Source organism: Rhizobacter sp. P5_C2 (assembly GCF_054049715.1).
Genome location: NZ_JBFULV010000101.1, coordinates 1 through 22071, shown reverse-complemented (window position 1 = coordinate 22071; position 22071 = coordinate 1). Strand labels below are relative to the sequence as shown.

Below are 22071 nucleotides of genomic sequence, written 5' to 3'. Positions count from 1 at the left end.
GGCCTGGGGCGGACGCCGGAGCCCGAGCCGGCCCGGCCGCCGGCGACGCTCGAAGCGCTGGAGACCGACGCGATCCGCCGTGCCGTCGCGGCCGCCGGCGGCAACGTGTCGATGGCGGCGCGGCAACTCGGCGTCGCGCGCAACACCGTCTACCGCCGGCTGCGCGCGGCCGGCCCGGGGGTGAGCGAGTGAGCGAGGCCCTGCCACGCCTGCAAATCAGCCCTTGTCCTACACTCCGCGCCCACTTCCATCCCTACGATCGGCGATCGCCGTACCGCACACCTGAATGACCGACTCCACCACCGCCCGCCCTGCCCCGCCCGCCGGTCCGCCCGCCGTGGCGGCCGACGCGCCGGTGGTGCTGCAGCCGCGGCCCGACCTGGTGATCTGCGAGGAATGCGATGCGGTGCACCAGCGCGTGCCCTTGCAGCCGGGGCAGACCGCGCACTGTCGCCGCTGCCGGGCGCTGCTCGGCCGCGGGCACCGGGTCTCGCTGCCGGGGCTGCTGGCGCTCGCGATCGCCGGGCTGCTGTGCTTCGTGATCGGCAACCTGACGCCGCTGGTGTGGATCTCGGTGCGCGGCGCGCCCGATCCGGTGACCCTGCCCGAGGCGCTGTGGCAGACCTGGGAGGCCGGCCAGCCGCTCGGCGCGATGCTGGCCGGCGCGACCGCGGTGGTGTTCCCGTTCCTCGTGATCGCGCTGCGCCTGTACCTGCTGTGGCCGATGAGCCGGCGCCGGCTGCCGCAGGGCTTCATGCCGGCGATGCGGTTGCTGCGCTTCGCGACCCGCTGGAGCATGGTCGAGGTGTTCATGCTCGGCGCGCTGGTCGCCGTGGTGCGCGCCGCCGGGCTGGCCAGCGTGGTGCCCGGGCCGGCGCTGTTCGCGTACGGCGTGCTGACGATGCTGCTCACGTCGAGCAGCGCCGCCGGGCTGCACCGGCTGTGGCAGCTCGGCAGCGAATGGCAGGCTGAACAGAATCGCGAGGCCGCCACCCGATGAACGCCCGCTGCGCCCGCCTCTACAACTGCAGTGCCTGCGGGCTGGTGTCGCAACGCATCGATGCCGGCGTGCTGGACGACCATGACGACATCGCGTGCCCGCGCTGCGGCAATGCGCTGCACCAGCGCATCCCCGACAGCCTGCAGCGCACCTGGGCCTGCCTGGCGGCCGCGCTGCTGCTGTATGCGCCGGCCAACCTGCTGCCGATCCTGATCACCTCGAACGTGTTCGGCCGCGACAGCCACACCATCCTCGGCGGCATCGGCGACCTGTGGGATGCCGGCTCGTGGGGCCTGGCGCTGATCGTGTTCATCGCGAGCATCGCGGTGCCGATCCTGAAGATCGTCACGCTGTCCTTTCTCGCCTTCACCGCGCAGCGCTGCAGCTGCGTGCGGGGCGTGCCGCGCACCCACCTGTACCGGTTGGTCGAGGCGGTGGGGCACTGGTCGATGCTCGATGTCTTCGTCGTCGTGCTGCTGGTCGGCATGGTGAATTTCGGCGCGTTCGGCATCGTCGAACCCGGGCCCGGCCTGCTGGCCTTCGGTGCGGTGGTGGTGCTGACGATGCTGGCCAGCGCCAGCTTCGACCCGCGCCTGCTGTGGCCCGACGAGGTCGACGACAATCCTTCCCCTGCCCATGGCTGACGACGCTCCCACACCCGCATCCGACTCTGCGCCGACACCGGCGCCTGTGCCGCCGCCCTCGCCTTCGTCCCCGCCCCCGTCCCCACCCCCGTCTCCGACGGTCGTCAGCCGCAAGCGCTCGCTGCCCTCGGTGGTGTGGCTGGTGCCGGTCATCGCGCTGGCGGTCGGCATCTCGCTGGTCGTCAACAGCCTGCTGCAGGCCGGCCCGCACATCACGATCGAGTTCCGCACCGCCGAAGGCCTGGAGGCCGGCAAGACCGAGTTGCGCTACAAGGAGGTGGTGGTCGGCCGCGTCGATGCGGTGTCGCTCAGCGAAGACCGCAAGCGCGTGATCGCGTCGGTGCGGCTCGCGCGCTCGGCTGCGTCGCTGGCAGTGGAAGACTCCAACTTCTGGGTCGTGCGGCCGCGCATCGGCGTCGGCGGCATCAGCGGGCTGGCGACGCTGGTGTCGGGTGCGTACATCGGCGCCGATGCCGGCGTGTCCACCGAAGACCGCAAGGCCTTCGTCGGGCTCGAGGTGCCGCCCTTCGTGCTGCGCGGCGAGCCGGGCCGCAGCTTCGTGCTGCGCGCGCCCGACCTCGGCTCGCTCGACGTCGGCTCGCCGATCTTCTACCGCCGCACGCGTGTCGGCCGGGTCGTCGGCTACACGCTCGATGCCGAGAAGGACGAGCTGCTGGTGCAGATCTTCGTCGAGGCGCCGTACGAGCGGCTGGTCAACAACCGTTCGCGCTTCTGGAACGCGAGCGGCTTCGACTTCACGCTGAACGCCAGCGGCCTGACGGTGGACACGCAGGCGCTGACCTCGGTGATCGCGGGTGGCGTCGCGTTCGAGCACTCCGAGCTGGCGACGCCGAACGCGAAGGACGAGGTCGAGGCGGCGGCCGGCACGCGCTTCTGGCTGTTCAGCAACCGCAAGGCCGCGATCTCGCCGCCGGACGGTCCGCCGATGCGGCTGAAGTTCGTGTTCGACCAGTCGGTGCGCGGGCTGTCGGTGGGGGCGCCGATCGATTTCCTCGGCGTCGAGATCGGCGAGGTGCGTGCCATCCGGCCGGGCTACGACGCGCAGCGCAAGCGCTACCCGATGGAGGTCACGGCCGACGTGTACCCGCTGCGGCTGGGTGCGGTGCGCGGTGCGCTGGTCGAGGCGCCGCCGGGGCAAGGCCCAGGCCAGGACCGGGACCAGCGGCAGCGTGACCGGCGCGAGCTGAACGTGCGGCTGTTCCAGCGGCTGGTCGAGAACGGGGTGCGCGCGCAGCTGCGCACCGGCAACCTGCTGACCGGGCAGATGTACGTCGCGCTCGATTTCGTGCCGAAGAGCCGGCCGGCCACTCTCGCGATGGCCGATGGCGTGCCGCAGGTGCCGACGGTGCCGGGCACGCTGTCCGATGTTCAGCCGCAGATCGCCGAGATCGTCGCGAAGATCAACAAGGTGCCGTTCGACGACATCGGCCGCGACCTGCGGACCACGCTGGCGCAGGCGCGCGAGGCGATCTCGAAGCTGTCGCCCGAGGCGCAGCAATCGCTGGCCGAGGTGCGCAAGACGCTGGAGGCGATGCAGGGCTCGCTCGGCAAGTTCGACCGCAACCTGCTCGACCCGGACGCGCCGGTGCAACGCAACGTGGAGCAGACGATGACCGATTTGCAACGGGCCGCGCAATCGCTGCGGGTGCTGACTGACTACCTGCAGCGCCACCCGGAATCGCTGCTGCGCGGCAAGCCGGCGGATCCGCCGCTGCCTTCGCTGGAGAACGGGCGATGAGGGCTTGGGCGAAGGCATCGGTGATCGCGTTGGCGGCAGTCGTCGTCGTGATGGGAGGCTGTGCGTCGCAACCGCCGGTGCGGTTTCACAGCCTGCTGGCGGCGTCGTCGTCTGCGACGGCGGCTTCCGCACCGGCAAGCGCCACGCCGCTGGTCGTCGAACTCGGCCCGGTCACGGTGCCGGCTGCGGTCGACCAGCCGCAGTGGGTGCTGCGCGCCAGCGACGACAGCCTGCGCGTGCTCGAAGGCGAGCGCTGGGTCGCGCCGTTGCGTGATGAGTTGCGTGCCGCGGTGATGGCGAGGTTGGCCGAGCGTTTCAATGCGGTCGATGCGCGCACGCAGCCCGGCCCGGCGAGTGGCTGGCGGCTTCGCATCGAGGTGCAGCGCTTCGAGTCGATGCTCGGCCGCGAGGCCTGGCTCGAAGCGGCCTGGTCGGCCACGTCGGTCGCGACGCCGGTGCGCACGCTGGCTTGCACGAGCCGGCTGCATGAGCCGGCGGGGTCCGACCCACCATCGATCGCAGCGGCGCACCGCCGCGCGGTGCAGCGGCTCGCGGATCAGCTCGGTGAGCGGTTGCAGGGGATGGAGCGGCAGACGGCGTCGATGCCTGCTTGCTGAACATTCAAGCCTTGCTCCGCACACAGTCATGTAGTAACGTTGCTACATTCACTGTCCATCGACGCCATGAAGATCACAACCCTGTCCAGTCGCGAGTTCAACCAGGACACTGCGGGCGCGAAGAAGGCTGCGGCTCGCGGGCCGGTGGTCATCACCGACCGAGGCCGTCCGGCCCATGTGCTGCTGACGTACCAGCGTTACCAGGCCTTGAGCGGACCAGCAGCGAGCATCGTCGACATGCTCGCGATGCCCGAGGCCGATGACATCGAGTTCGAGCCTCCTCGTGCGGGCCGGGTCTACCGCGATGCGGACTTCGGCTGATGCTCCTGCTCGACACCAACGTCATCTCCGAGCTTCGCAAGACCCGCGGTCGGGCCGATGCCCGTGTAGTCGCCTGGGCCGCGCCGCTTGCTGCGGGCAGCCTCTACATCTCGGCGATCACCGTGCTCGAACTGGAGCTCGGCATCCTGCAGCTGGAGCGCCGCGACCCGATCCAGGGTGCGGTACTGCGCAGCTGGATGAGTGCTCATGTGCTGCCTGCATTCGCCGGCCGCGTGCTGCCTGTGGACACCGCGGTTGCGCTGCAGTGCGCGCAGTTGCATGTCCCGGACCGACGTGCCGAGCGCGACTGCCTGATCGCTGCCACCGCGCTCGTCCATGGCATGACCGTGGCGACACGCAATGTCTCGGACTTCGAGGGAACGGGCGTCACGCTGCTGAACCCCTGGAACCCACCGTAGGCCGCAGCATCAGTCAGCTTCCCCACATCAGTCGGCTCCCCCCGCGCCTTCGGGTAGAGCTGCTGAGGCTGAAACCTCGCGAGACCTGACAAGTGAAGGTGGATCCCCGGATTGGCATCCGGGCTACGCAGCCTGGATGCAGCGCAGCGAAATCCGGGTCAACGGTCACTTCAATCAGCCACCAAACACAAGCCGCCCGCCTGGTGCGGCTGGGGGTGGGCCGTGGGGGCGATTTCTGGGGTGACGGAGAAGATCGGCTTCGGGGGTGGCGGGCGCAGCCCGCTTCGTGGACTGACCCATCGGCACTGTCTGACCACAACGAACGAAGTGAGTGGAGGGAGTTTGCCGATGCACCCCCGAAGCCGATCTTCTTCGTGGAGTCGGCCCCCGGGGCCGACCACCCCGGCATGAGCCCCCACGGCCCACCCCCAGCCGCAGCACGCGCGCGACCAACGCCCCATCACAACAGCAAAGACGGAAACGCATCCTCCAGCCGATGCACCTCCCCCGCATGCCGCGCGCCATACCCCGGCAGCTGATTGGCCGCGGCCCGGAACTCCTCGCTGCTCAGCACCGCCATCAGCTGCAGCATCGCCGGCGTGTCGAAGAACGCTTCATCGCACAACAAGAAGTACTGCTCCGTCGCCAGCGGAATGAAATCCAGCTCGAAGCGCCGCGCCGCCGTCTCGACCCCGAAGCCCGCATCGGCCATGCCGCTCGCCACGTAGGCCGCCACCGCCGCATGCGTGCGCTCCCACGGCGCATAACCGACCGGCCCTGCCGGATCGACCCCCGACTGCTGCAGCAGCTGGTCCAGCAGCAGCCGCGTGCCCGACCCCGGATCCCGGCTGACGAAGCGCACATCCATGCGCGCCAGATCGGACACCCCCTGAATGCGCAACGGATTGCCGCGCTGCAGCATCAGCCCCTGCCGCCGCGTGCTCACGTCGATCAGCATCTGCTCGCCCGGCCGCAACCACGGCCGGTAGTGCTCGACACCCGCGGCCTCGAACTCGCCGTGCGGCACGTGCACGCCGGCCACGTCGCATTGCCAGCTCGACATCGCCGACACCGCCTCGATCGCGGTGCAGTACTTCCATTCGAGCTGCATGCCGTCGGCCGCCAGCTGCTGCTGCAGGATCTCGATCGCGAACCCGTGGCTCGCATGCAGCCGCAGCACCGCCGGCGGCTCCTGCATGGCCTGCGCGATCTCGGCCTCGAGCTCCGACGCGATCGATTCGAACAACGGCGTCAGCCGCGCCGCGATGCGGTGGTCGGCCCACACCAGCTTCTCGCCCAGCGGAGCGAGCGTCGAATTGCGCCCCGGCGACATGCGCAGCAACGGCGCACCGAACAGCTCATGCCCCTCGCGCACCATCTGCCAGGCATGGCGATACGACAACCCGCTCGCCTCGCAGGCGCGCGCCAGGCTGCCGTGTTGCTGCACGAGACGCAGCAACTCGATGAGCCGGGGCATCAGCGTGCCGCTGCCTTCACGGGTCAGCGACCACTGAGGCCTGATGGTGACTTTATTCACGAAATACAGCCTTATCGTTTTCCTGCCCATGTAAGCGATTGCTTGTTCACGGGCCTATGTCCGCGGCATCATATTGCCGCCACGCCGACGCCTGCCTACAGTCGGGAGCTTGCGTGTCACTGCAGCATCAAGCCCCGTGCGAGCCCGGCGGGATCCTTGAATACCGATACTCACAAACCCGGGAGCAAGAATGTCCACAACCACGGCGGATTCGACCTCATCCGCGCCAGCCCCTGCCGCTGGTCTGCTCGACAAAGAGCGCACCATCGCAGGCCCTGGCTTCAATCGTTGGCTCGTCCCACCGGCCGCCCTCGCGATCCACCTGTGCATCGGCATGGCCTATGGCTTCTCGGTGTTCTGGTTGCCATTGTCGAGGGCGCTGGGCATCAAGGAAGCCATCAAGTGCGGTCCTGAGGTCGGCTTCTTCGCCGAATTGTTCACCACCACCTGCGACTGGAAGGTCTCCACGCTCGGGTGGATGTACACCCTGTTCTTCGTGTTCCTCGGCTGCTCGGCGGCGCTGTGGGGCGGCTGGCTCGAACGGGCCGGTCCGCGCAAGGCCGGCGTCGTCAGCGCGCTCTGCTGGTGCGGCGGCATGCTGATCTCGGCACTGGGCATCCACCTGCACCAGTTCTGGCTGATGATCCTCGGCTCCGGCATCATCGGCGGCATCGGGCTCGGCCTCGGCTACATCTCGCCGGTGTCGACGCTGATCAAGTGGTTCCCCGACCGCCGCGGCATGGCCACCGGCATGGCCATCATGGGCTTCGGCGGCGGCGCGATGATCGGTTCGCCGCTCGCGGCCGAACTGATGAAGAACTTCGCATCGCCGACCGGCGTCGGCGTGATGCAGACCTTCATCGTGATGGCGCTGGTCTACTTCGTCTTCATGCTGGGCGGCGCCTTCGGCTACCGCGTGCCGCCGAGCGGCTGGAAGCCCGCAGGCTGGACCCCGCCGGTCGCGCAGACCGCCAACGCGATGATCACGCAGCGCCACGTGCACGTGAAGAAGGTCTGGGGCATTCCCCAGTTCTGGCTGGTCTGGCTGGTGCTGTGCATGAACGTCAGCGCCGGCATCGGCGTGATCGGCATGGCCAGCCCGATGCTCCAGGAAGTCTTCGGCGGCAGCCTGATCGGCGTGGCCAAGAAGATCGGCGAACTCGACACCGCGCAGAAGGCGGCGATCGCCGGCATCGCGGCCGGCTTCACCGCGCTGCTGAGCCTGTTCAACATCGGTGGCCGCTTCTTCTGGGCCAGCATCTCGGACAAGCTCGGCCGCAAGCTGACCTACACGATCTTCTTCGTGCTCGGCGGCGTGCTGTACGCCAGCCTGCCGGGCAGCGCAGGGGCCGGCAGCACGCTGCTGTTCGTCGGTGCGGTGTGCGTCATCCTGAGCATGTATGGCGGCGGCTTCGCGACGGTGCCGGCCTACCTGGCCGACCTGTTCGGCACGCAGATGGTGGGCGCGATCCACGGCCGCCTGCTGACGGCCTGGGCCACGGCCGGCATCCTCGGCCCGGTGATCGTGAACTACATGCGCGATTACCAGCTCAGCCTCGGCATCCCGCGCGAGCAGGTCTACAACCAGACGATGTACATCCTGGTCGGCATGCTGGTGATCGGCCTGATCGCCAACCTGTCGATCCGTCCGGTGGCCGACAAGCACTTCATGAGCGACGAAGAGCTGGCCGAAGAGAAGCGCCTGGCACATGACCGCGCGGCGGCGTCCGACGTGGGCAGCGGCCCCGGCGCAGGCGGCACCACGCCGACCTTCATGGTCGCGCTGGCCTGGGCGGCGGTGGGCATCCCGCTGGCCTGGGGCGTCTACAAGACCTTGCTGACCGTCGGCAAGTTCTTCGCCTGAAGCTGTAGAAACAACCCGCCACGCCGATATATCGGCGTGGTGGGTTCGGTGTGCGCAATTGGGAGCGTTTGAGAAAAATGGCAGAGCAGAAGATCGAGTTCTACAAGGGTCCGGCCGGCGGCTGGGGCGCGCTGAAGAGCGTCGCGCGCCAGTTGCTGCAGCACGGCATCGCGGCCAAGGGCGCGAAGACGATGCTGTCGGCCAACCAGCCGGACGGTTTCGACTGCCCCGGCTGCGCGTGGCCCGACCGCGACCATGCCTCGACCTTCGAGTTCTGCGAGAACGGCGTGAAGGCCGTGGCCGCCGAGGCCACGTCCAAGCGCGCGACGCCCGCGGTGCTGGGCGCGCACACCGTTTCGTGGTTTGCCGAGCAATCCGATTTCTTCCTCGAAGACCTGGGCCGCATCACGCACCCGATGGTGTATGACGCGGCCTCCGACCGCTACCAGGCGATCGACTGGGACCAGGCGTTCGCGATGATCGCGCGCGAGCTGCGCGCGCTGCCGGACCCGAACCAGGCGATCTTCTACACCTCCGGCCGCACCTCCAACGAGGCGGCCTTTCTTTACCAGCTGTTCGTGCGCGAGTACGGCACGAACAACTTCCCCGACTGCTCGAACATGTGCCACGAGCCGAGCGGCTCGGGCCTGCGCCCGACCATCGGCGTCGGCAAGGGCACGGTCACGCTCGACGACTTCGAGCTGGCCGACGCGATTCTCATCTTCGGCCAGAACCCCGGCACCAACCACCCGCGCATGCTCGGCGAGCTGCGCCAGGCGTCGAAGCGCGGCGCGAAGATCGTCAGCTTCAACCCGCTGCGCGAACGCGGCCTGGAGCGCTTCGCCGACCCGCAGAGCGCGCTCGAGATGACCACGCTCGGCTCGACGCCGATCAGCTCGCACTACTTCCAGCTGCGCATCGGCGGCGATCTCGCGCTCGTCAAGGGCATGTGCAAGCACGTGTTCGAGCTGGACGACCGCGCGCAGCGCGACGGCGCCGCCCGCGTGCTCGACCTGGCCTTCATCGCCGAGCACACGCATGGCTTCGAGGCCTTCGAGGCCGACACCCGCGCCGAGAGCTGGGAAACGATCGAGGCCGAATCCGGCCTCACCGAAGCGCAGATCCGCCAGGCCGGCGACCTGTACGCCGGCGCCGGCCGCGTGATCGCCTGCTGGGGCATGGGCATCACCCAGCACCAGCATTCGGTCGCGACGATCCAGATGATCACCAACCTGCTGCTGATGCGCGGCAACCTGGGCCGCCCCGGTGCCGGCGCCTGCCCGGTGCGCGGCCACAGCAACGTGCAGGGCGACCGCACGATGGGCATCTACGAGAAGCCGGCGCCGGCCTTCCTCGACCGGCTGGGCGAGGTGTTCGATTTCGAGCCGCCGCGCGCCGACGGCTTCGACACCGTGGCCGCGATCGAGGCGATGCTCGACGGCCGCGGCAAGGTGTTCTTCGCGATGGGCGGCAACTTCGCGTCGGCCACGCCCGACACCCATGCCACCTGGAAGGCGCTGCGCCGCTGCGAGCTGACGGTGCACGTCGCGACCAAGTTCAACCGCAGCCACGTGATCCACGGCCGCCAGGCGCTGCTGCTGCCCTGCCTGGGCCGCACCGAAGTCGACCTGCAGGCCGCCGGCGCGCAGGGCGTGACGGTCGAAGACTCGATGAGCATGGTCCACCTGTCGTCCGGTCTGAACGCGCCGGCCTCGCCGATGCTGCTGTCCGAGCCGGCGATCGTCGCGCGGCTCGCCGCCGCCACGCTGCCGGCCAGCAAGACGCCTTGGATGTGGCTGATCGAGGACTACAGCCGCATCCGCGACAAGATCGAGGCGGTGTTCGACGACTTCGCCGGCTTCAACGAGAAGATCAGGAAGCCGGGCGGCTTCCGGCTGCGCAACACCGCGTCGGAACGGGTGTGGGTCACCGCATCGAACAAGGCGCAGTTCAGCGCCCACCCGGTGCCGCGCGACACCGCCGTGCACCGCGCCCGCAAGCAGACCGATGCCGTCGTGCTGACGCTCGCCACCGTGCGCTCGCACGACCAGTACAACACCACGATCTACGGCATGGACGACCGCTACCGCGGCGTCTACGGGCACCGCCGCGTGGTCTTCATCAACCGCGACGACCTGAAAGAGATCGGCATGAAGGCCGGCGACTGGGTCGACATCACCAGCGTCTACTTCGGCGACGACGGCAACGACGAACGCCGCACCGCCGAGAAGTTCCTGCTGGTCGAGTACGACATCCCGCGCGGCTGCATCGCGAGCTACTACCCCGAGACGAACTCGCTGGTGCCGCTGCAGAGCTTCGCGATCGGCGCCCGCACGCCGACCTCGAAGTCGATTCCGGTGGTGCTGACGCTGCGACCGCTGGATTCACCGGTCACGAAGGCGCGCGATGTCGCCGACACCGCTGTCGCCTGAAGGGCCTGACGACGAACCCGCGCCGATCGAGGCGCGTGCGCTGCAGGAATTGCTCGTGCTCGACGAAGACGGCAGCGGCGTCTCGCTGACGCGGCTGGCCAAGCGGCTGGAGGTGCGCGTCAGCGTGCTGATCCGCCTCTACACGCAGATGAGCGATGCCCGCATCGGCGACGCGGTCGGCCCCGGCTGGGTGCGCCTGCAGGTCGACGAGGCCGGACAATGGCGGGCCTTCGCGACCGACGCCGCACGGCGCCTGACATGAGCCTGCCCATCCCGCACCCCGACACCTGCGACCTGCCCGACAGCCTGCCGCCCACCGAGGCGCTCTCGGTGCTGCGCCACGTCGGCGCGGTGGCCAGCGAGCGGCGCGACAACGTGGCGGTGGAGTCGCCGGTGGCGCTGGTCTTCAACGGCCTGTCGCATGCGGTGATGATGGCCACGCCGACCGACCTGGAGGCCTTCGGGCTCGGCTTCGCGTTGTCCGAAGGGCTGATCGCCAGCCGCGACGAATGCCGCGACATCGAGGTGATGGCGCATGCCCGCGGCTGCGAGGTGCACCTGACGGTGTCGGCGCGCGCGTTCGCCGCGCTGAAAGACCGCAAGCGCTCGCTCGAAGGCCGCACCGGCTGCGGCCTGTGCGGCATCGACAGCCTCGCGCAGCTCGACCTGATGCCCACTGAACGCCTCCCCGACCACGCGCTGATCCCGGCCGACGTGGTGCTGCGCGCATTCGGCGCGCTTCCGGCCCGGCAGGCACTGAACGCCGTGACCGGCGCCTGCCATGCGGCCGGCTGGGCCACGCCGGCGGGCGAACTGCTCGACGTGACCGAAGACGTCGGCCGCCACAACGCGCTCGACAAGCTGCTCGGCCGGCGCGCGCTGGCGGGCCGGATCGGCGAGCCCGGCTTCGTCGTGATGTCGAGCCGCGCGAGCTACGAGCTGGTGCGCAAGTGCGCACGGCTGCAGGTCGGCACGCTGGCCGCGATCTCGGCGCCGACCTCGCTCGCGGTCGACATCGCGCGGCAGTCGGGCCTGCAGCTGTACGGCTTCTGCCGCGGCGAGCAGGCGGTCGACTACACCGCGCTCGCACCGCTCAGCTGACAGCCCCTGACATCGACAAACTGGGGGGTTCGATTTCCGCGAACTTGGGGATGCCGTGAACGCGGCGTGAAGGCACGCTGTCGTTGCTGCCTCACCAGGACCCCCCATGCCCCCGCCGGTCGTCGACCTGAGCAAGACCCTCTCGCTGGCCACGATCACCGCCGCCGAGCGCGCGCTGCTGGCGCAGCTGCAGGGCAACCTGCTGAAGGGCCACGGCCGGCCGCACGCGGCGCACCTGCTGCTGCGCTTCCGGCAGGCGCCTGCCGGGCGCGCCTTGCTGCGCGGGCTGCTGCCGCAGCTCAGCCGCGCCGATGTGCAGCTCGCCGATGCCGGGCGCGTGCGCGCCGCGCGCGCGGCGCGCACGCCTTTGCAAACGCCGCCCTTCGTCGCGTGCCTGCTGTCGGCGAGCGGCTACCGTGCGCTGCAGGTGCCACGCGAACGCTGGCCGTCGGACCCGGCCTTCACCGAAGGCCTGAAGGACCGGCAGCCGATGCTGCGCGACCCCGACCACGCCGGTTGGGAGCCGGCGTGGCGCGACGAGGTGCATGCGCTGGTGCAGCTGGCCGGCGATGCGCGGCAGGTCGACGCGCAGCTCGCCGCCTGGACGGCCGCGCTGCCGGACGGTGTCGAGCTGCTCGGCATCGAGCACGCCCGCACCTGGCGCAACGCGCGCGGCGAGGGCCTCGAGCATTTCGGCTTCGTCTCGGGCCTCAGCCAGCCCTTGATGATCGAGGAGGACCTCGCCCGCGACGCATTGCGCCGCGGGGACAGCCAGCGATGGTCGCCGCGCTTCCCGCTGGGCCAGGTGCTGGTGCGCGACCCGGCGGTCGACGACCCTGCGGCGCACGGCTCGTATGTGGTCTGCCGCAAGCTCGAGCAGAACGTGCACGCCTTCCGGCAGGCCGAGGCCGCGCTGGCGCGCGGGCTGCGCAAGCTCGGCGCGGCGGCCGATGCGGCGCTGGCCGGCGCGATGCTGGTGGGCCGCTTCGCCGACGGCACGCCGCTCGCGCTGCAGGGCCACGACGGGCTGGCGCCGCCGCAGGCCGGCGATTTCGACTACGCCGACGATCCGCAAGGGCTGCGCTGCCCGTTCCATGCGCACATCCGCAAGACCAACCCGCGCGGCGACACGGTGCGCGAATTCGGCATCGACGCCGCGGCCGAGCGCGCACGGCTGATGGCACGCCGCAGCATGCCGTACGGCGAGCGGCGGCAGGATGCGCAGATGCGCTTCAGCGATGCGCCGTCGCATGGCGTGGGGCTGCTGTTCATGGCCTGCCAGGCGAGCATCGTCGAGCAGTTCGAGTTCTCGCAGGCGAACCGGGCCAACGACGAGGGCTTCGTGCTCGGCCACACCGGCATCGACCCGCTGGCCGGCCAGGGCGGCGCGGTGAAGCACCGTCACCACGCCGGCTGGGGCGATGCGCAGGCGCCGACGCTGGCGCAGCGCATGTCGGGGTTCGTCACGCTGAAGGGCGGGGAGTATTTCTTCGCGCCGTCGCTCGCGTTCTTCGCGAGCTTGTAGGTTCTACGCAGCGCAGCTCCGGAACCCGGTGAACTGCGTATCGCAGCTCGGCAACTCGAAATTCCGATAGCACGGATGCCGCAGCCGCTCGCGCGTCGCGAACGACGCGCCGCGCAGCACGCGATGCCGGTCGTCGAAGCCGGGCATCGTGTGACCGCGGTCCGGCCCCGGCTCGAAATGCGCATACGGCCGGAAGCGCCCGGCCGTCCATTCCCACACCTGGCCCCAGCGGAAGCCGCGCGATTCGCCGCTGCGCGCCGCATGCTCCCATTCCACCTCGGTCGGCAACCGCCTGCCCGCCCAGCGGCACCAGGCATCGGCCTCGTACCAGCTGATGTGCAGGGCAGCCTGCGCCAGCGGCACGCGCGTCAGCCGGCCGAAGCGCTGCTGCAGCACGCCCTGGCGCATCTGGTCGACGTACAGCGGGCTGCGCCGCCCGCCCGCCTGCACCCAGGCCCAGCCTTCGGGCGTCCACCAGCGCGCTTCGTCGTAGCCGCCGTCCTCGACGAACTCGCCGTACTGCGCCCAGCTGACCGCCTGCGCATCGATCTCGAACTCGGGCAGCGCCTCGTCGTGCGCCGGCTGCTCGTTGTCGTACGCGAAGCCCTCGCCCGATTCGCTGCCGATGCGCGCGCGCGCAGCCGGGAACAGCAGCGGCGGCCTGGACGGCAGCGTCGACGGCGCCGGCCACAGCCCGGCGTCGAAGCCGAGCTGCTGCGACAGCACCGCCAGGCCCTCGGCATGCGCGTCTTCATGGAACAACGCGAGGCGGAAGAAATACAGCGCGGCGTCGCCGTCGTGCGCATGCTCCAGCAGCTCGAGCGTGGTCTCCAGCGTCTCCGCCAGGTAGTGGCGCACCGCCTGCGCGTCGGGCAGCGCCAGCGCGCGGCGCGTGGCCACCGGCGCGAGCGAGGCGTCGAACCAGCCGTCGGCACCGGGCTCGATCGACGCGAGGCGCGGCGCGCGTTCGTCGCACTGCTCGCCGCGGTGGCGTTGCACGTTGCGGCCGATCCAGTACTCCTGGTACCAGCCGAGGTGGCCGAGCGTCCACAGCGGCGGGTCGACCTCGGGCCGCAGCGCCTCCGGCACCTCGACGCGCGCGTTCTCGAAGGCCTGCAGCCAGCGCAGCGAATGGTTGCGGGCGTCCATCAGCGCGAGCGACAACAGGTCGCGGCCGGCGCGGCGCATGCGGGTCGCATCGATGGGCGGGGCTTGGAAATCCAGCATGAGCGGGAGCGGGCGTGGTGGCGCAGTAATTTGGCGCGAAGATTTGGCGCGAAGATTTGGCGCGAGAATAGCGCGCCGCGAGATACTGTGGTTTCGTACAGCCACCCCCATGACCCGACGCCTGATCGCCCACCTCGACATGGACGCCTTCTATGCGTCCGTCGAACTGCTGCGCTACCCCGAGCTGCGCGGCCAGGCGGTGGTGATCGGCGGCGGGCGCGACAGCAAGCCGCGGCAGCTGGCCGACGGCAGCTGGCGCTACGCGAAGCTGCGCGACTACACCGGCCGCGGCGTCATCACCACCTCCACCTACGCGGCGCGTGCGCTCGGCGTGTACTCGGCGATGGGCATGATGAAGGCGGCCCTGCTCGCGCCCGACGCGGTCCTGCTGCCGGTCGACTTCGACGAATACCGCCGCTACTCGCGCCTGTTCAAGGCGGCGGTGCGGCAGATCGCGCCGCTGGTCGAAGACCGCGGCATCGACGAGATCTACATCGACCTGACCGACGTGCCCGGCGCGCAGCACGATGCCGGCCGCAGCCTCGGCCAGGCGCTGAAGGATGCGGTGTTCGACGCCACCGGCCTGACCTGCTCGGTCGGCATCACGCCGAACAAGCTGCTGTCCAAGCTGTGCTCCGAACTCGACAAGCCGAACGGCCTGACGCTGCTGTCGCTCGACGAGATCCCGGCACGCATCTGGCCGCTGGCCGCGAAGAAGGTCAACGGCATCGGCCCGAAGGCGAGCGAGAAGCTGGCCGGCTTCGGCCTGCACACCATCGGCGACATCGCCGCGGCCGACCCGGTGTGGCTGGTCGAGCACTTCGGCAAGAGCTACGGCGCGTGGCTGCACGAGGCGGCGCACGGCCGCGACGAGCGCGGGGTGGTCACCTACAGCGAGCCGAAATCGATCAGCCGCGAGACCACCTTCGAGCGCGACCTGCACGCGGTGCGCGACCGGCCGGTGCTGTCGGCGATCTTCACCGAGCTGTGCGTCGAGCTGGCCGGCGACCTGGCGCGCAAGGGCTACGCCGGCAAGACCATCGGCATCAAGCTGCGCTTCGACGATTTCAAGATCGTCACCCGTGACCTGACGCTGCCGGCCCACACGATGGACGCGCGCACGATCCGCCGCGCGGCGGGCGAGTGCCTGAAGCGCGTCGACCTGTCGCGCCGGCTGCGCCTGCTCGGCGTGCGCGCCGGCAACCTGGCCACGCTGAGCGAGCTGGTCACGCCGAAGGCCGCGCCACCCGAGGTGCACGAGCCCGAGCCCATCTACGCGCCGATGCCGCTGTTCGACCAGCAAGACCCGTAGGCCAACGCCCTTATTGCCAACAATTCACGTTCGATGGACGATGCATTCCTGCGCGATCGGCAGACTGCATCCGTGGCCGACCTCGGTACGTAGATCCCGGCACGACACCTGAGGAGACCCCATGCCCTTGCATCGATTGGCGCTGGCCTGCGCCATTCCGCTCGCCATCGCTGCCGCGCCGGCGCTGGCCCAGAGCAGCACGCACAGCGGCAAGCTGCTGCTGACCGGCGGCGTCAGCAGCATCGACGGCGCGGCCGGCGGCGGGCTGACGCCCTGGGCGGTGACCGGCGGCTACGGCACGACCCGCGAGTTCGGCGGCTCGGCCTTCGCGACCCGCGTGAAGACGCAGGACTACGGCCTGAGCGACTACGGCGTCGCCATCGCCTGGGACGACCGCGTCGAACTCTCGCTGGCCCACCAGGACTTCGACACCGGCCCGGTCGGCGGCGCGCTGGCCGGCGTGCTCGGCGATCCGGCGTTCAACGACCTGCGGCTGAAGCAGGACATCGTCGGCCTGAAGCTGCGCGTGGCCGGCGACGCGGTGCTCGACAGCGACAGCTGGATGCCGCAGGTCGCCGTCGGCCTGCAGTACAAGAAGGCCCATTCCGGGCCGCTGGCCGACGTGCTGACCGCGTTCGGTGCGAAGGACAGCGGCACCGACCTCTACGTCAGCGCAACCAAGCTGTTCCTCGGGCAGGGCGTGCTCGTCAACCTGACGCTGCGCGCCACCAAGGCCAACCAGAACGGCCTGCTCGGCTTCGGCGCCACCGACCACGACAGCTACCGGCTGCAGCCCGAGGTGTCGCTGGCCTACCTGTTCAGCAAGAATATCGCGGCCGGCATCGAGTACCGCGCCAAGCCGGACAACTTCCGCCACAACACCGCGCTCGGCGCCGGCGCGCTGAAGGAGGATGACTGGGCCGATGTGTTCATCGCGTGGGCGCCGTGCAAGAACTTCTCGCTGACCGCTGCCTACGTCGACCTCGGCAAGATCGTGCCGGGCGTCGCGACGCGCCGGCAGAGCGGCGCGTACGTGTCGGCGCAGATCGCGTTCTGAACCTGCCAGGAGATCCCTCATGAACCGCATCTTCTCTGCCCTGGCACATGCCGTCTTGCTGGGCGTCATGCTCGCCGCCGGCAACGCACGAGCCCAATCCACCCCCACCGACGACGCGCTCTACCAGCAGCTCGGCGCGCAGCCCGGCCTCGTGAAGCTGGTCGACGACTTCATGGTCCGGCTGCTGGCCGACCCGCGGATGAACCCGTTCTTCAAGGACGTCGACCAGGCGCACGTGAAGGCCGAGCTGGTCACGCAGTTCTGCGAGGTCTCGGGCGGCCCGTGCAGGCGCAAGGGCCCGGACATGAAGCAGGCGCATGCCGGCATGGACATCAACAAGAACAACTTCAACGCCTTGGTCGAGGTGCTGCAGCAGGCGATGGACGCGCAAGGCATCGCGTTCACCGCGCAGAACAAGCTGCTCGCGAAGCTCGCACCGATGCACCGCGACATCATCAACACACCCTGACCCCCATGACCTGCACACTGAAGCACCCCATGACCTCCTTCAAACTGATCCCCCGCACCCTCGCGCTCGCCGCGATCACCCTCGTTGCGCTGGCGGCGCAGGCCGCCAGCGTGCAGGTCCTCGTGACCGATGCCGACGGCAAGCCGGTCGTCGACACCGTCGTGCTGATCGAGCCGGCCATCAAGCCGGTGCTGAAGCCGGCCGCGGCGCCGGTCGTGATCGCGCAGGAGAACCTGCGCTTCGCGCCCTTCCTGACCGTGGTGCCGGCGGGCAGCACGCTGCGCTTCCTGAACCGCGACAGCTACGACCACCATGTGCGCTCGGTGCCGAGCGGGCCGCTGGGCAGCATGCCGGCGGTGAAGAGCTTCGAGATGCGACTGGATGCCGCGGAGTCGGCGCCGGCGGCCAGCGGCCGCGTTTCCGAGTACGGCGACGACAGGCCCACCGCACCGCGCGGCAAGAAGACCGGCAGCTCGCAGGCCGACATCAAGGTCGAGACCGCCGGCCCGATCGGGCTCGGCTGCCACCTGCATGCGTCGATGCGCGGGCAGGTGTACGTGACCGACACGCCGTGGTTCGCGAAGACCGACGAGAACGGCATCGCCCGCATCGACAACGTGCCCGAGGGCGCGGCGCAGCTGGTGCTGTGGCACCCGGACCAGCTGCAGGACCAGCCGGCGCAGCCGGTGCAGGTGAGCGCCGAGGCGTTGAAGGTGAACGGCAAGCTGAACTTCGTGCCGCGCAAGCGCCGCGGCGCGTGAACCCCGGCCCGCTCCGCTACCCGTCGATCGACGGACTGCGCGCGTTCGAGTGCGCCGCCCGCTTCGGCAGCTTCGAGCGCGCGGCCGATGAACTGCACGTGACGGCGAGTGCTATCGGCAAGCGCATCGCGACGTTGGAAGAACTGCTCGGCACGCCGCTGCTGGCGCGCTCGGCGCGGGCGCTGGTGCTGACGCCCGCCGGCAAGGAGTACCTGGCGCAGGTCGCGACGGCGCTCGGGCTGCTCGCCGCGGTGCCGCTACACCAGCGCGCCGCGCAGCAGGTGCAGCGGCTGCGCATCACCGCGCCACCGACCTTCGCGCGCCAGGTGCTGGTGCCGCACCTGCAACAGTTCACCGAGGCGCATCCGCAAGTCGAGCTGGAGATCGTGCTGTCGATCCCCTTCCTCGACGTGGCGGGCAGCGAGGCGGACATCGAGGTGCGGCACCTCGACGACACACCGGCCGACGCAGCGCCGCTGATGCAGGACGTCGTGATGGCGATGGCCGCGCCCGCGCTGATCGCCCGGCTGGCGCCGTTGCGCACGCCGGCCGACCTGGCCGAGGCGCCGCTGCTGCGCACGCCGATCGAACCGTGGACGCCGTGGTTCCGCGCCGCGGGCCTGGACTGGGGCGAGCCGACCCACGGCACGAAGCTGGTCGACCTGGGGCTGACGCTGGAGGCGGCGGTCAGCGGCCAGGGCGTCGTGCTGGCGCGGCCGAGCCTGGCGCGGCCCTGGTTGGCGAGCGGTGCGCTGCGGCCGCTGTTCGCGCTGGCCACGACGCCGACGCGGCAATACCGGCTGCTGCCGCATGCAGCCGAAGGCGCGGCGCCGGCCTTTGCGCAGTGGCTGCGCGAGACCTGCGGTGCGGTGGCGAGCGAAGCGTTGGCCGAAGCGAGAGCGTTGGTTGCGGCGCAGGTTTCGGGTTAGTCCGGAAGATCTTTCCGGCATCCAAGGCCAGCCCGGCGGCTAGCATCTCCGGTTGCCCCGAACCGGAGACCCCATGCCCGTCATCACCTGCATCGAAGACCTCCGCGTGCTCGCCGAGAAACGCGTGCCGCGCATGTTCTACGACTACGCCGACTCCGGCTCGTACACCGAGGGCACCTACCGCGCCAACCAGAGCGAGTTCCAGAAGATCAAGCTGCGCCAGCGCGTGGCCGTCGACCTGGCGAACCGCTCGCTGCGCACGCAGATGATCGGCGTCGACGTGGCGATGCCGGTGGCGCTGGCGCCGATCGGCATGTGCGGCATGCAGCATGCCGACGGCGAGATCCACGCCGCGCGCGCGGCCGAGAAGTTCGGCGTGCCGTTCACGCTGTCGACGATGAGCATCGCGTCGATCGAGGACGTGGCGGCCAACACCAAGGCGCCGTTCTGGTTCCAGCTCTACGTGATGAAGGACAGGGATTTTGTCGAGCGGCTGATCGACCGCGCCAAGGCCGCGAAGTGCGGCGCGCTGGTGCTGACGCTGGACCTGCAGATCCTCGGGCAGCGGCACAAGGACTTGAAGAACGGCCTGTCGGCCCCGCCGAAGCCGACCATCGCGAACCTGATCAACCTGGCGACCAAGCCGCGCTGGTGCATGGCGATGCTGGGCACGCAGCGGCGCACGTTCGGCAACATCGTCGGGCACGTGAAGGGCGTGGCCGACATGTCGTCGCTGGGCTCGTGGACGGCCGACCAGTTCGACCCGGCGCTGAGCTGGGCCGACGTGGAGTGGATCAAGAAGCGCTGGGGCGGCAAGCTGATCCTGAAGGGCATCCTGGATGCGGAAGACGCCCGGCTCGCGGCCGACACCGGCGCGGATGCGCTGATCGTGTCGAACCACGGCGGGCGGCAGCTCGATGGCGCCTTGTCGTCGATCGAGGCCCTCCCGGGCATCGTCGACGCGGTGGGGTCGCGCATCGAGGTCTGGCTGGACGGCGGGATCCGCTCCGGCCAGGACGTTCTCAAAGCGATGGCCCTGGGTGCCAAAGGCACGATGATCGGCCGCTCCTTCATCTACGGCCTCGGCGCGATGGGCGAGGCCGGGGTGACGAAAGCGCTTCAGATCATCGCGAAGGAGCTGGACACGACGATGGCGTTTTGCGGCAAGACCGACATTCGCCATGTCGATCGCGCCGTGCTGAATCCGTGAGGGGTCAGGCCGATGCGCCCGGCACCGCGACCAGAAACTCCTCCAACGCCGCCACCGCGTGCCGCACCTTCGCCGGCTGACCATCCCGTTGCGGCGTCACGGCCCACACCGGAATTCCCGGCATCTGCCAGTCGGGCATCAGCTGCACCAAGCGCCCCGCGCGCAGGTCCTCATCCACATCCGCCCGCGTCAGCAGCGCGACGCCCAGCCCGGCCAGGCACATCTGCTGCAGGCTCAGCTGGTTGTTGCTGGTGATGCGCGCCTCCAGCCGCAGCGATTCGTGCTCGCCGTCGGCGCGCCGCATCTCGAACGCCAGCGCCGTGCCGTCGCGTGACAGCACGATCCACTGGTGCGCCAGCAGCTCCTTCGGCGCTTGCGGCGTGCCGTGGCGGTGCAGGTAGGCCGGCGCTGCGCACAGGATCCACGAGAAGCTGCACAAGCGGCGCGCCACGTGCGTCGAATCGGGCATGCGCCCGGCGCGCAGCGCGAGGTCGATGCGCGCGTCGATCAGGTCGATCATCGCGTCGTCCACCAGCAGGCGCAGCGTCAGCGCCGGATGGCCGGCCAGCAGCGGCGCCAGTGCCGGCGCGATGTAGCGTGCAAAGCCGACCGGCGCCGAGATCCGCAGTTCGCCCGTCGGCGCGTCGTGCGCCAGCGTCAGCTGCCGGCGCGCCTGTTCTGCGGCGTCCACCATCGCGCGGCAGTGCTCGGCGAAGCGCGCGCCGGCATCGGTCAGCGTCAGCTTGCGCGTCGAGCGGTGCAGCAGCGTCACGCCGCTGCCCTGCTCCAGCGCACGCATCTGCTGGCTCACCGCCGAGGTGCTCATGCCCTGCGCCCGCGCGGCGCCGCTCATCGAGCCGTGGCGCACCACCTCGGCAAACAAGGCCATGCGGCGAAGATCATCCATGATCGTGAAGCCCAGCTAAAGAATGTTGTTCGAAATGAACGACTGGCGCGCCCATTGTGAAGCCTGGATCATCGCTTCATCGACAACTACCCACAGGAACACGCCATGAAGATCGCCCTGATCGGTGCCACCGGCTTCGTCGGCTCCGAAGTGCTGAAGGAACTGCTGTCGCGCGGCCACCAGGTGACGGCGCTGGCCCGCACGCCGTCCAAGCTGCCGGCCCAGCCCGGCCTGAAGGTCGTGAAGGCCGATGTGCTCGACACCGCCCAGGTGGCCGCCGCGGTCGAAGGCCATGACGCCGTGATCGATTCGTACAACCCGGGCTGGAGCGAGCCGCGCATCCACGACATGTTCCTGGAGGGCACGCGCGCCATCGTCGACGGCGTCAAACGCTCGGGCGTCAAGCGCGTGCTGATCGTCGGCGGCGCCGGCAGCCTGTTCGTCGCGCCCGGCGTGCAGCTGGTCGACACGCCGCACTTCCCGGCCGAATACAAGCAGGGCGCACTGGCCGCCCGCGAAGCGCTGAACCAGATCCGCAACGAGAGCGCGCTGGACTGGACCTTCCTGTCGCCCGCCGCATTGCTCGCGCCCGGCCCGCGCACCGGCAAGTTCCGCATCGGTGCCGAGGAGTTGCTGATGGATGGCGACAAGCCGGCCGGCCTGTCGGTGGCCGACCTCGCGGTCGCGATCGTCGACGAGATCGAGACGCCGAAACACATCCGCAAGCGCTTCACAGCCGCTTACTGATTCCCTGGGTTTGCGGGGGTCGGCTCGGGCGCTCGTTCTGGAGACAATCCCGCCACAAACACAGGAGGGGTTTCACGTGTCCGATGTCTTGCGCGCTGATCTGGCGAGCCGCCGCTTCGTCTTGAAGGGTCTGAGTTCCGCCGTGCTGCTGGCCCTGGCGGCCTGCGGCGGGGGTGGCGGCGACAGCAGCCCCGCTCCGGCCCCCGTCGGCGGCACGCCGCCCGCCCCGGTGC

General features: G+C 69.9%; 22 protein-coding genes. 19 read left to right on the top strand and 3 right to left on the bottom strand.

Going from position 1 to position 22071, the window contains the following annotated elements:
* The 7 genes from ACXJLU_RS26885 to ACXJLU_RS26855 form a co-directional block, all read left to right on the top strand.
* On the top strand, nucleotides 1-192 hold a 192-nt coding region (locus ACXJLU_RS26885; RefSeq protein ID WP_457336283.1), incomplete at its 5' end, for a helix-turn-helix domain-containing protein.
* A gap of 94 nt (nucleotides 193-286) precedes the next feature.
* Nucleotides 287-1000, top strand: a complete 714-nt coding sequence (locus ACXJLU_RS26880; RefSeq protein WP_083614692.1) for a paraquat-inducible protein A — start codon at nucleotides 287-289, stop codon at nucleotides 998-1000.
* Entirely contained in the window at nucleotides 997-1644 is a 648-nt protein-coding gene (locus tag ACXJLU_RS26875) for a paraquat-inducible protein A (RefSeq protein ID WP_457336281.1), read from the top strand. The genes ACXJLU_RS26880 and ACXJLU_RS26875 overlap by 4 nt, the downstream gene beginning before the upstream one ends.
* A gap of 130 nt (nucleotides 1645-1774) precedes the next feature.
* Nucleotides 1775-3403, top strand: a complete 1629-nt coding sequence (locus ACXJLU_RS26870) for a PqiB family protein (protein WP_457336279.1) — start codon at nucleotides 1775-1777, stop codon at nucleotides 3401-3403.
* Nucleotides 3400-4020, top strand: a complete 621-nt coding sequence (locus ACXJLU_RS26865; protein ID WP_457336277.1) for a PqiC family protein — start codon at nucleotides 3400-3402, stop codon at nucleotides 4018-4020. Before ACXJLU_RS26870 ends, ACXJLU_RS26865 begins: the two co-directional genes overlap by 4 nt.
* A gap of 66 nt (nucleotides 4021-4086) precedes the next feature.
* On the top strand, nucleotides 4087-4341 hold the full coding sequence (locus ACXJLU_RS26860; RefSeq protein WP_457336275.1) for a type II toxin-antitoxin system prevent-host-death family antitoxin: 255 nt from the start codon (nucleotides 4087-4089) through the stop codon (nucleotides 4339-4341).
* Nucleotides 4338-4760 carry a type II toxin-antitoxin system VapC family toxin gene (locus ACXJLU_RS26855; protein WP_457336285.1) on the top strand — a complete coding sequence of 141 codons (423 nt, stop codon included), beginning with the start codon at nucleotides 4338-4340 and terminating at the stop codon, nucleotides 4758-4760. Before ACXJLU_RS26860 ends, ACXJLU_RS26855 begins: the two co-directional genes overlap by 4 nt.
* A gap of 460 nt (nucleotides 4761-5220) precedes the next feature.
* Here ACXJLU_RS26855 and ACXJLU_RS26850 read toward each other — a convergent pair whose 3' ends face one another.
* Nucleotides 5221-6297 carry a substrate-binding domain-containing protein gene (locus tag ACXJLU_RS26850; protein ID WP_457336273.1) on the bottom strand — a complete coding sequence of 359 codons (1077 nt, stop codon included), beginning with the start codon at nucleotides 6295-6297 and terminating at the stop codon, nucleotides 5221-5223.
* Between the two features lie 190 nt (nucleotides 6298-6487).
* Between ACXJLU_RS26850 and ACXJLU_RS26845 the strand changes: the two genes are divergently transcribed.
* The 5 genes from ACXJLU_RS26845 to ACXJLU_RS26825 all read left to right on the top strand — a co-directional run bounded on the left by ACXJLU_RS26845 (nucleotide 6488) and on the right by ACXJLU_RS26825 (nucleotide 13219).
* Entirely contained in the window at nucleotides 6488-8161 is a 1674-nt protein-coding gene (locus ACXJLU_RS26845) for an OFA family MFS transporter (RefSeq protein WP_073466723.1), read from the top strand.
* A gap of 77 nt (nucleotides 8162-8238) precedes the next feature.
* The gene (locus ACXJLU_RS26840; RefSeq protein WP_457336271.1) at nucleotides 8239-10593 is read left to right on the top strand and encodes an FdhF/YdeP family oxidoreductase; all 2355 of its coding nucleotides are present in this window, start codon (nucleotides 8239-8241) and stop codon (nucleotides 10591-10593) included.
* A complete protein-coding gene (locus ACXJLU_RS26835; protein ID WP_083614255.1) occupies nucleotides 10568-10855 on the top strand; it encodes a hypothetical protein in 288 nt (95 codons plus the stop codon). The genes ACXJLU_RS26840 and ACXJLU_RS26835 overlap by 26 nt, the downstream gene beginning before the upstream one ends.
* A complete protein-coding gene (gene fdhD, locus ACXJLU_RS26830; protein WP_457336269.1) occupies nucleotides 10852-11694 on the top strand; it encodes a formate dehydrogenase accessory sulfurtransferase FdhD in 843 nt (280 codons plus the stop codon). Before ACXJLU_RS26835 ends, fdhD begins: the two co-directional genes overlap by 4 nt.
* A gap of 106 nt (nucleotides 11695-11800) precedes the next feature.
* A complete protein-coding gene (locus tag ACXJLU_RS26825) occupies nucleotides 11801-13219 on the top strand; it encodes a Dyp-type peroxidase (protein WP_457336267.1) in 1419 nt (472 codons plus the stop codon).
* Nucleotides 13220-13222: 3 nt separating this feature from the next.
* On the opposite strand, the gene ACXJLU_RS26820 is transcribed toward ACXJLU_RS26825, so the two are convergent.
* Complete coding sequence (locus ACXJLU_RS26820) at nucleotides 13223-14446, bottom strand: SUMF1/EgtB/PvdO family nonheme iron enzyme (protein WP_457336265.1); 1224 nt, start codon at nucleotides 14444-14446, stop codon at nucleotides 13223-13225.
* Between the two features lie 109 nt (nucleotides 14447-14555).
* On the opposite strand from ACXJLU_RS26820, the gene dinB reads away from it, so the two are divergent.
* From dinB to ACXJLU_RS26790, 6 genes are all read left to right on the top strand, one after another.
* Nucleotides 14556-15758 (top strand): DNA polymerase IV, encoded by a 1203-nt coding sequence (dinB, locus tag ACXJLU_RS26815; RefSeq protein ID WP_457336263.1) that lies wholly within the window; start codon nucleotides 14556-14558, stop codon nucleotides 15756-15758.
* Between the two features lie 121 nt (nucleotides 15759-15879).
* A complete protein-coding gene (locus ACXJLU_RS26810; RefSeq protein ID WP_457336261.1) occupies nucleotides 15880-16815 on the top strand; it encodes a DUF3034 family protein in 936 nt (311 codons plus the stop codon).
* A 19-nt stretch (nucleotides 16816-16834) separates the two neighbouring features.
* A complete protein-coding gene (locus tag ACXJLU_RS26805) occupies nucleotides 16835-17284 on the top strand; it encodes a group I truncated hemoglobin (protein ID WP_073466729.1) in 450 nt (149 codons plus the stop codon).
* Between the two features lie 29 nt (nucleotides 17285-17313).
* A complete protein-coding gene (locus ACXJLU_RS26800; protein WP_457336259.1) occupies nucleotides 17314-18045 on the top strand; it encodes a cupredoxin domain-containing protein in 732 nt (243 codons plus the stop codon).
* Nucleotides 18042-18974, top strand: a complete 933-nt coding sequence (locus tag ACXJLU_RS26795; protein WP_457336257.1) for a LysR substrate-binding domain-containing protein — start codon at nucleotides 18042-18044, stop codon at nucleotides 18972-18974. Before ACXJLU_RS26800 ends, ACXJLU_RS26795 begins: the two co-directional genes overlap by 4 nt.
* A 73-nt stretch (nucleotides 18975-19047) precedes the next feature.
* Nucleotides 19048-20184 (top strand): alpha-hydroxy acid oxidase, encoded by a 1137-nt coding sequence (locus ACXJLU_RS26790; RefSeq protein WP_457336255.1) that lies wholly within the window; start codon nucleotides 19048-19050, stop codon nucleotides 20182-20184.
* A 4-nt stretch (nucleotides 20185-20188) separates the two neighbouring features.
* Here the strand turns inward: ACXJLU_RS26790 and ACXJLU_RS26785 are convergent, their stop codons facing one another.
* Nucleotides 20189-21091 carry a LysR family transcriptional regulator gene (locus ACXJLU_RS26785; RefSeq protein ID WP_457336253.1) on the bottom strand — a complete coding sequence of 301 codons (903 nt, stop codon included), beginning with the start codon at nucleotides 21089-21091 and terminating at the stop codon, nucleotides 20189-20191.
* Nucleotides 21092-21196: 105 nt separating this feature from the next.
* Between ACXJLU_RS26785 and ACXJLU_RS26780 the strand changes: the two genes are divergently transcribed.
* Entirely contained in the window at nucleotides 21197-21838 is a 642-nt protein-coding gene (locus ACXJLU_RS26780) for an NAD(P)-dependent oxidoreductase (protein ID WP_457336251.1), read from the top strand.
* The last annotated feature ends 233 nt before the right edge of the window (nucleotides 21839-22071 follow it).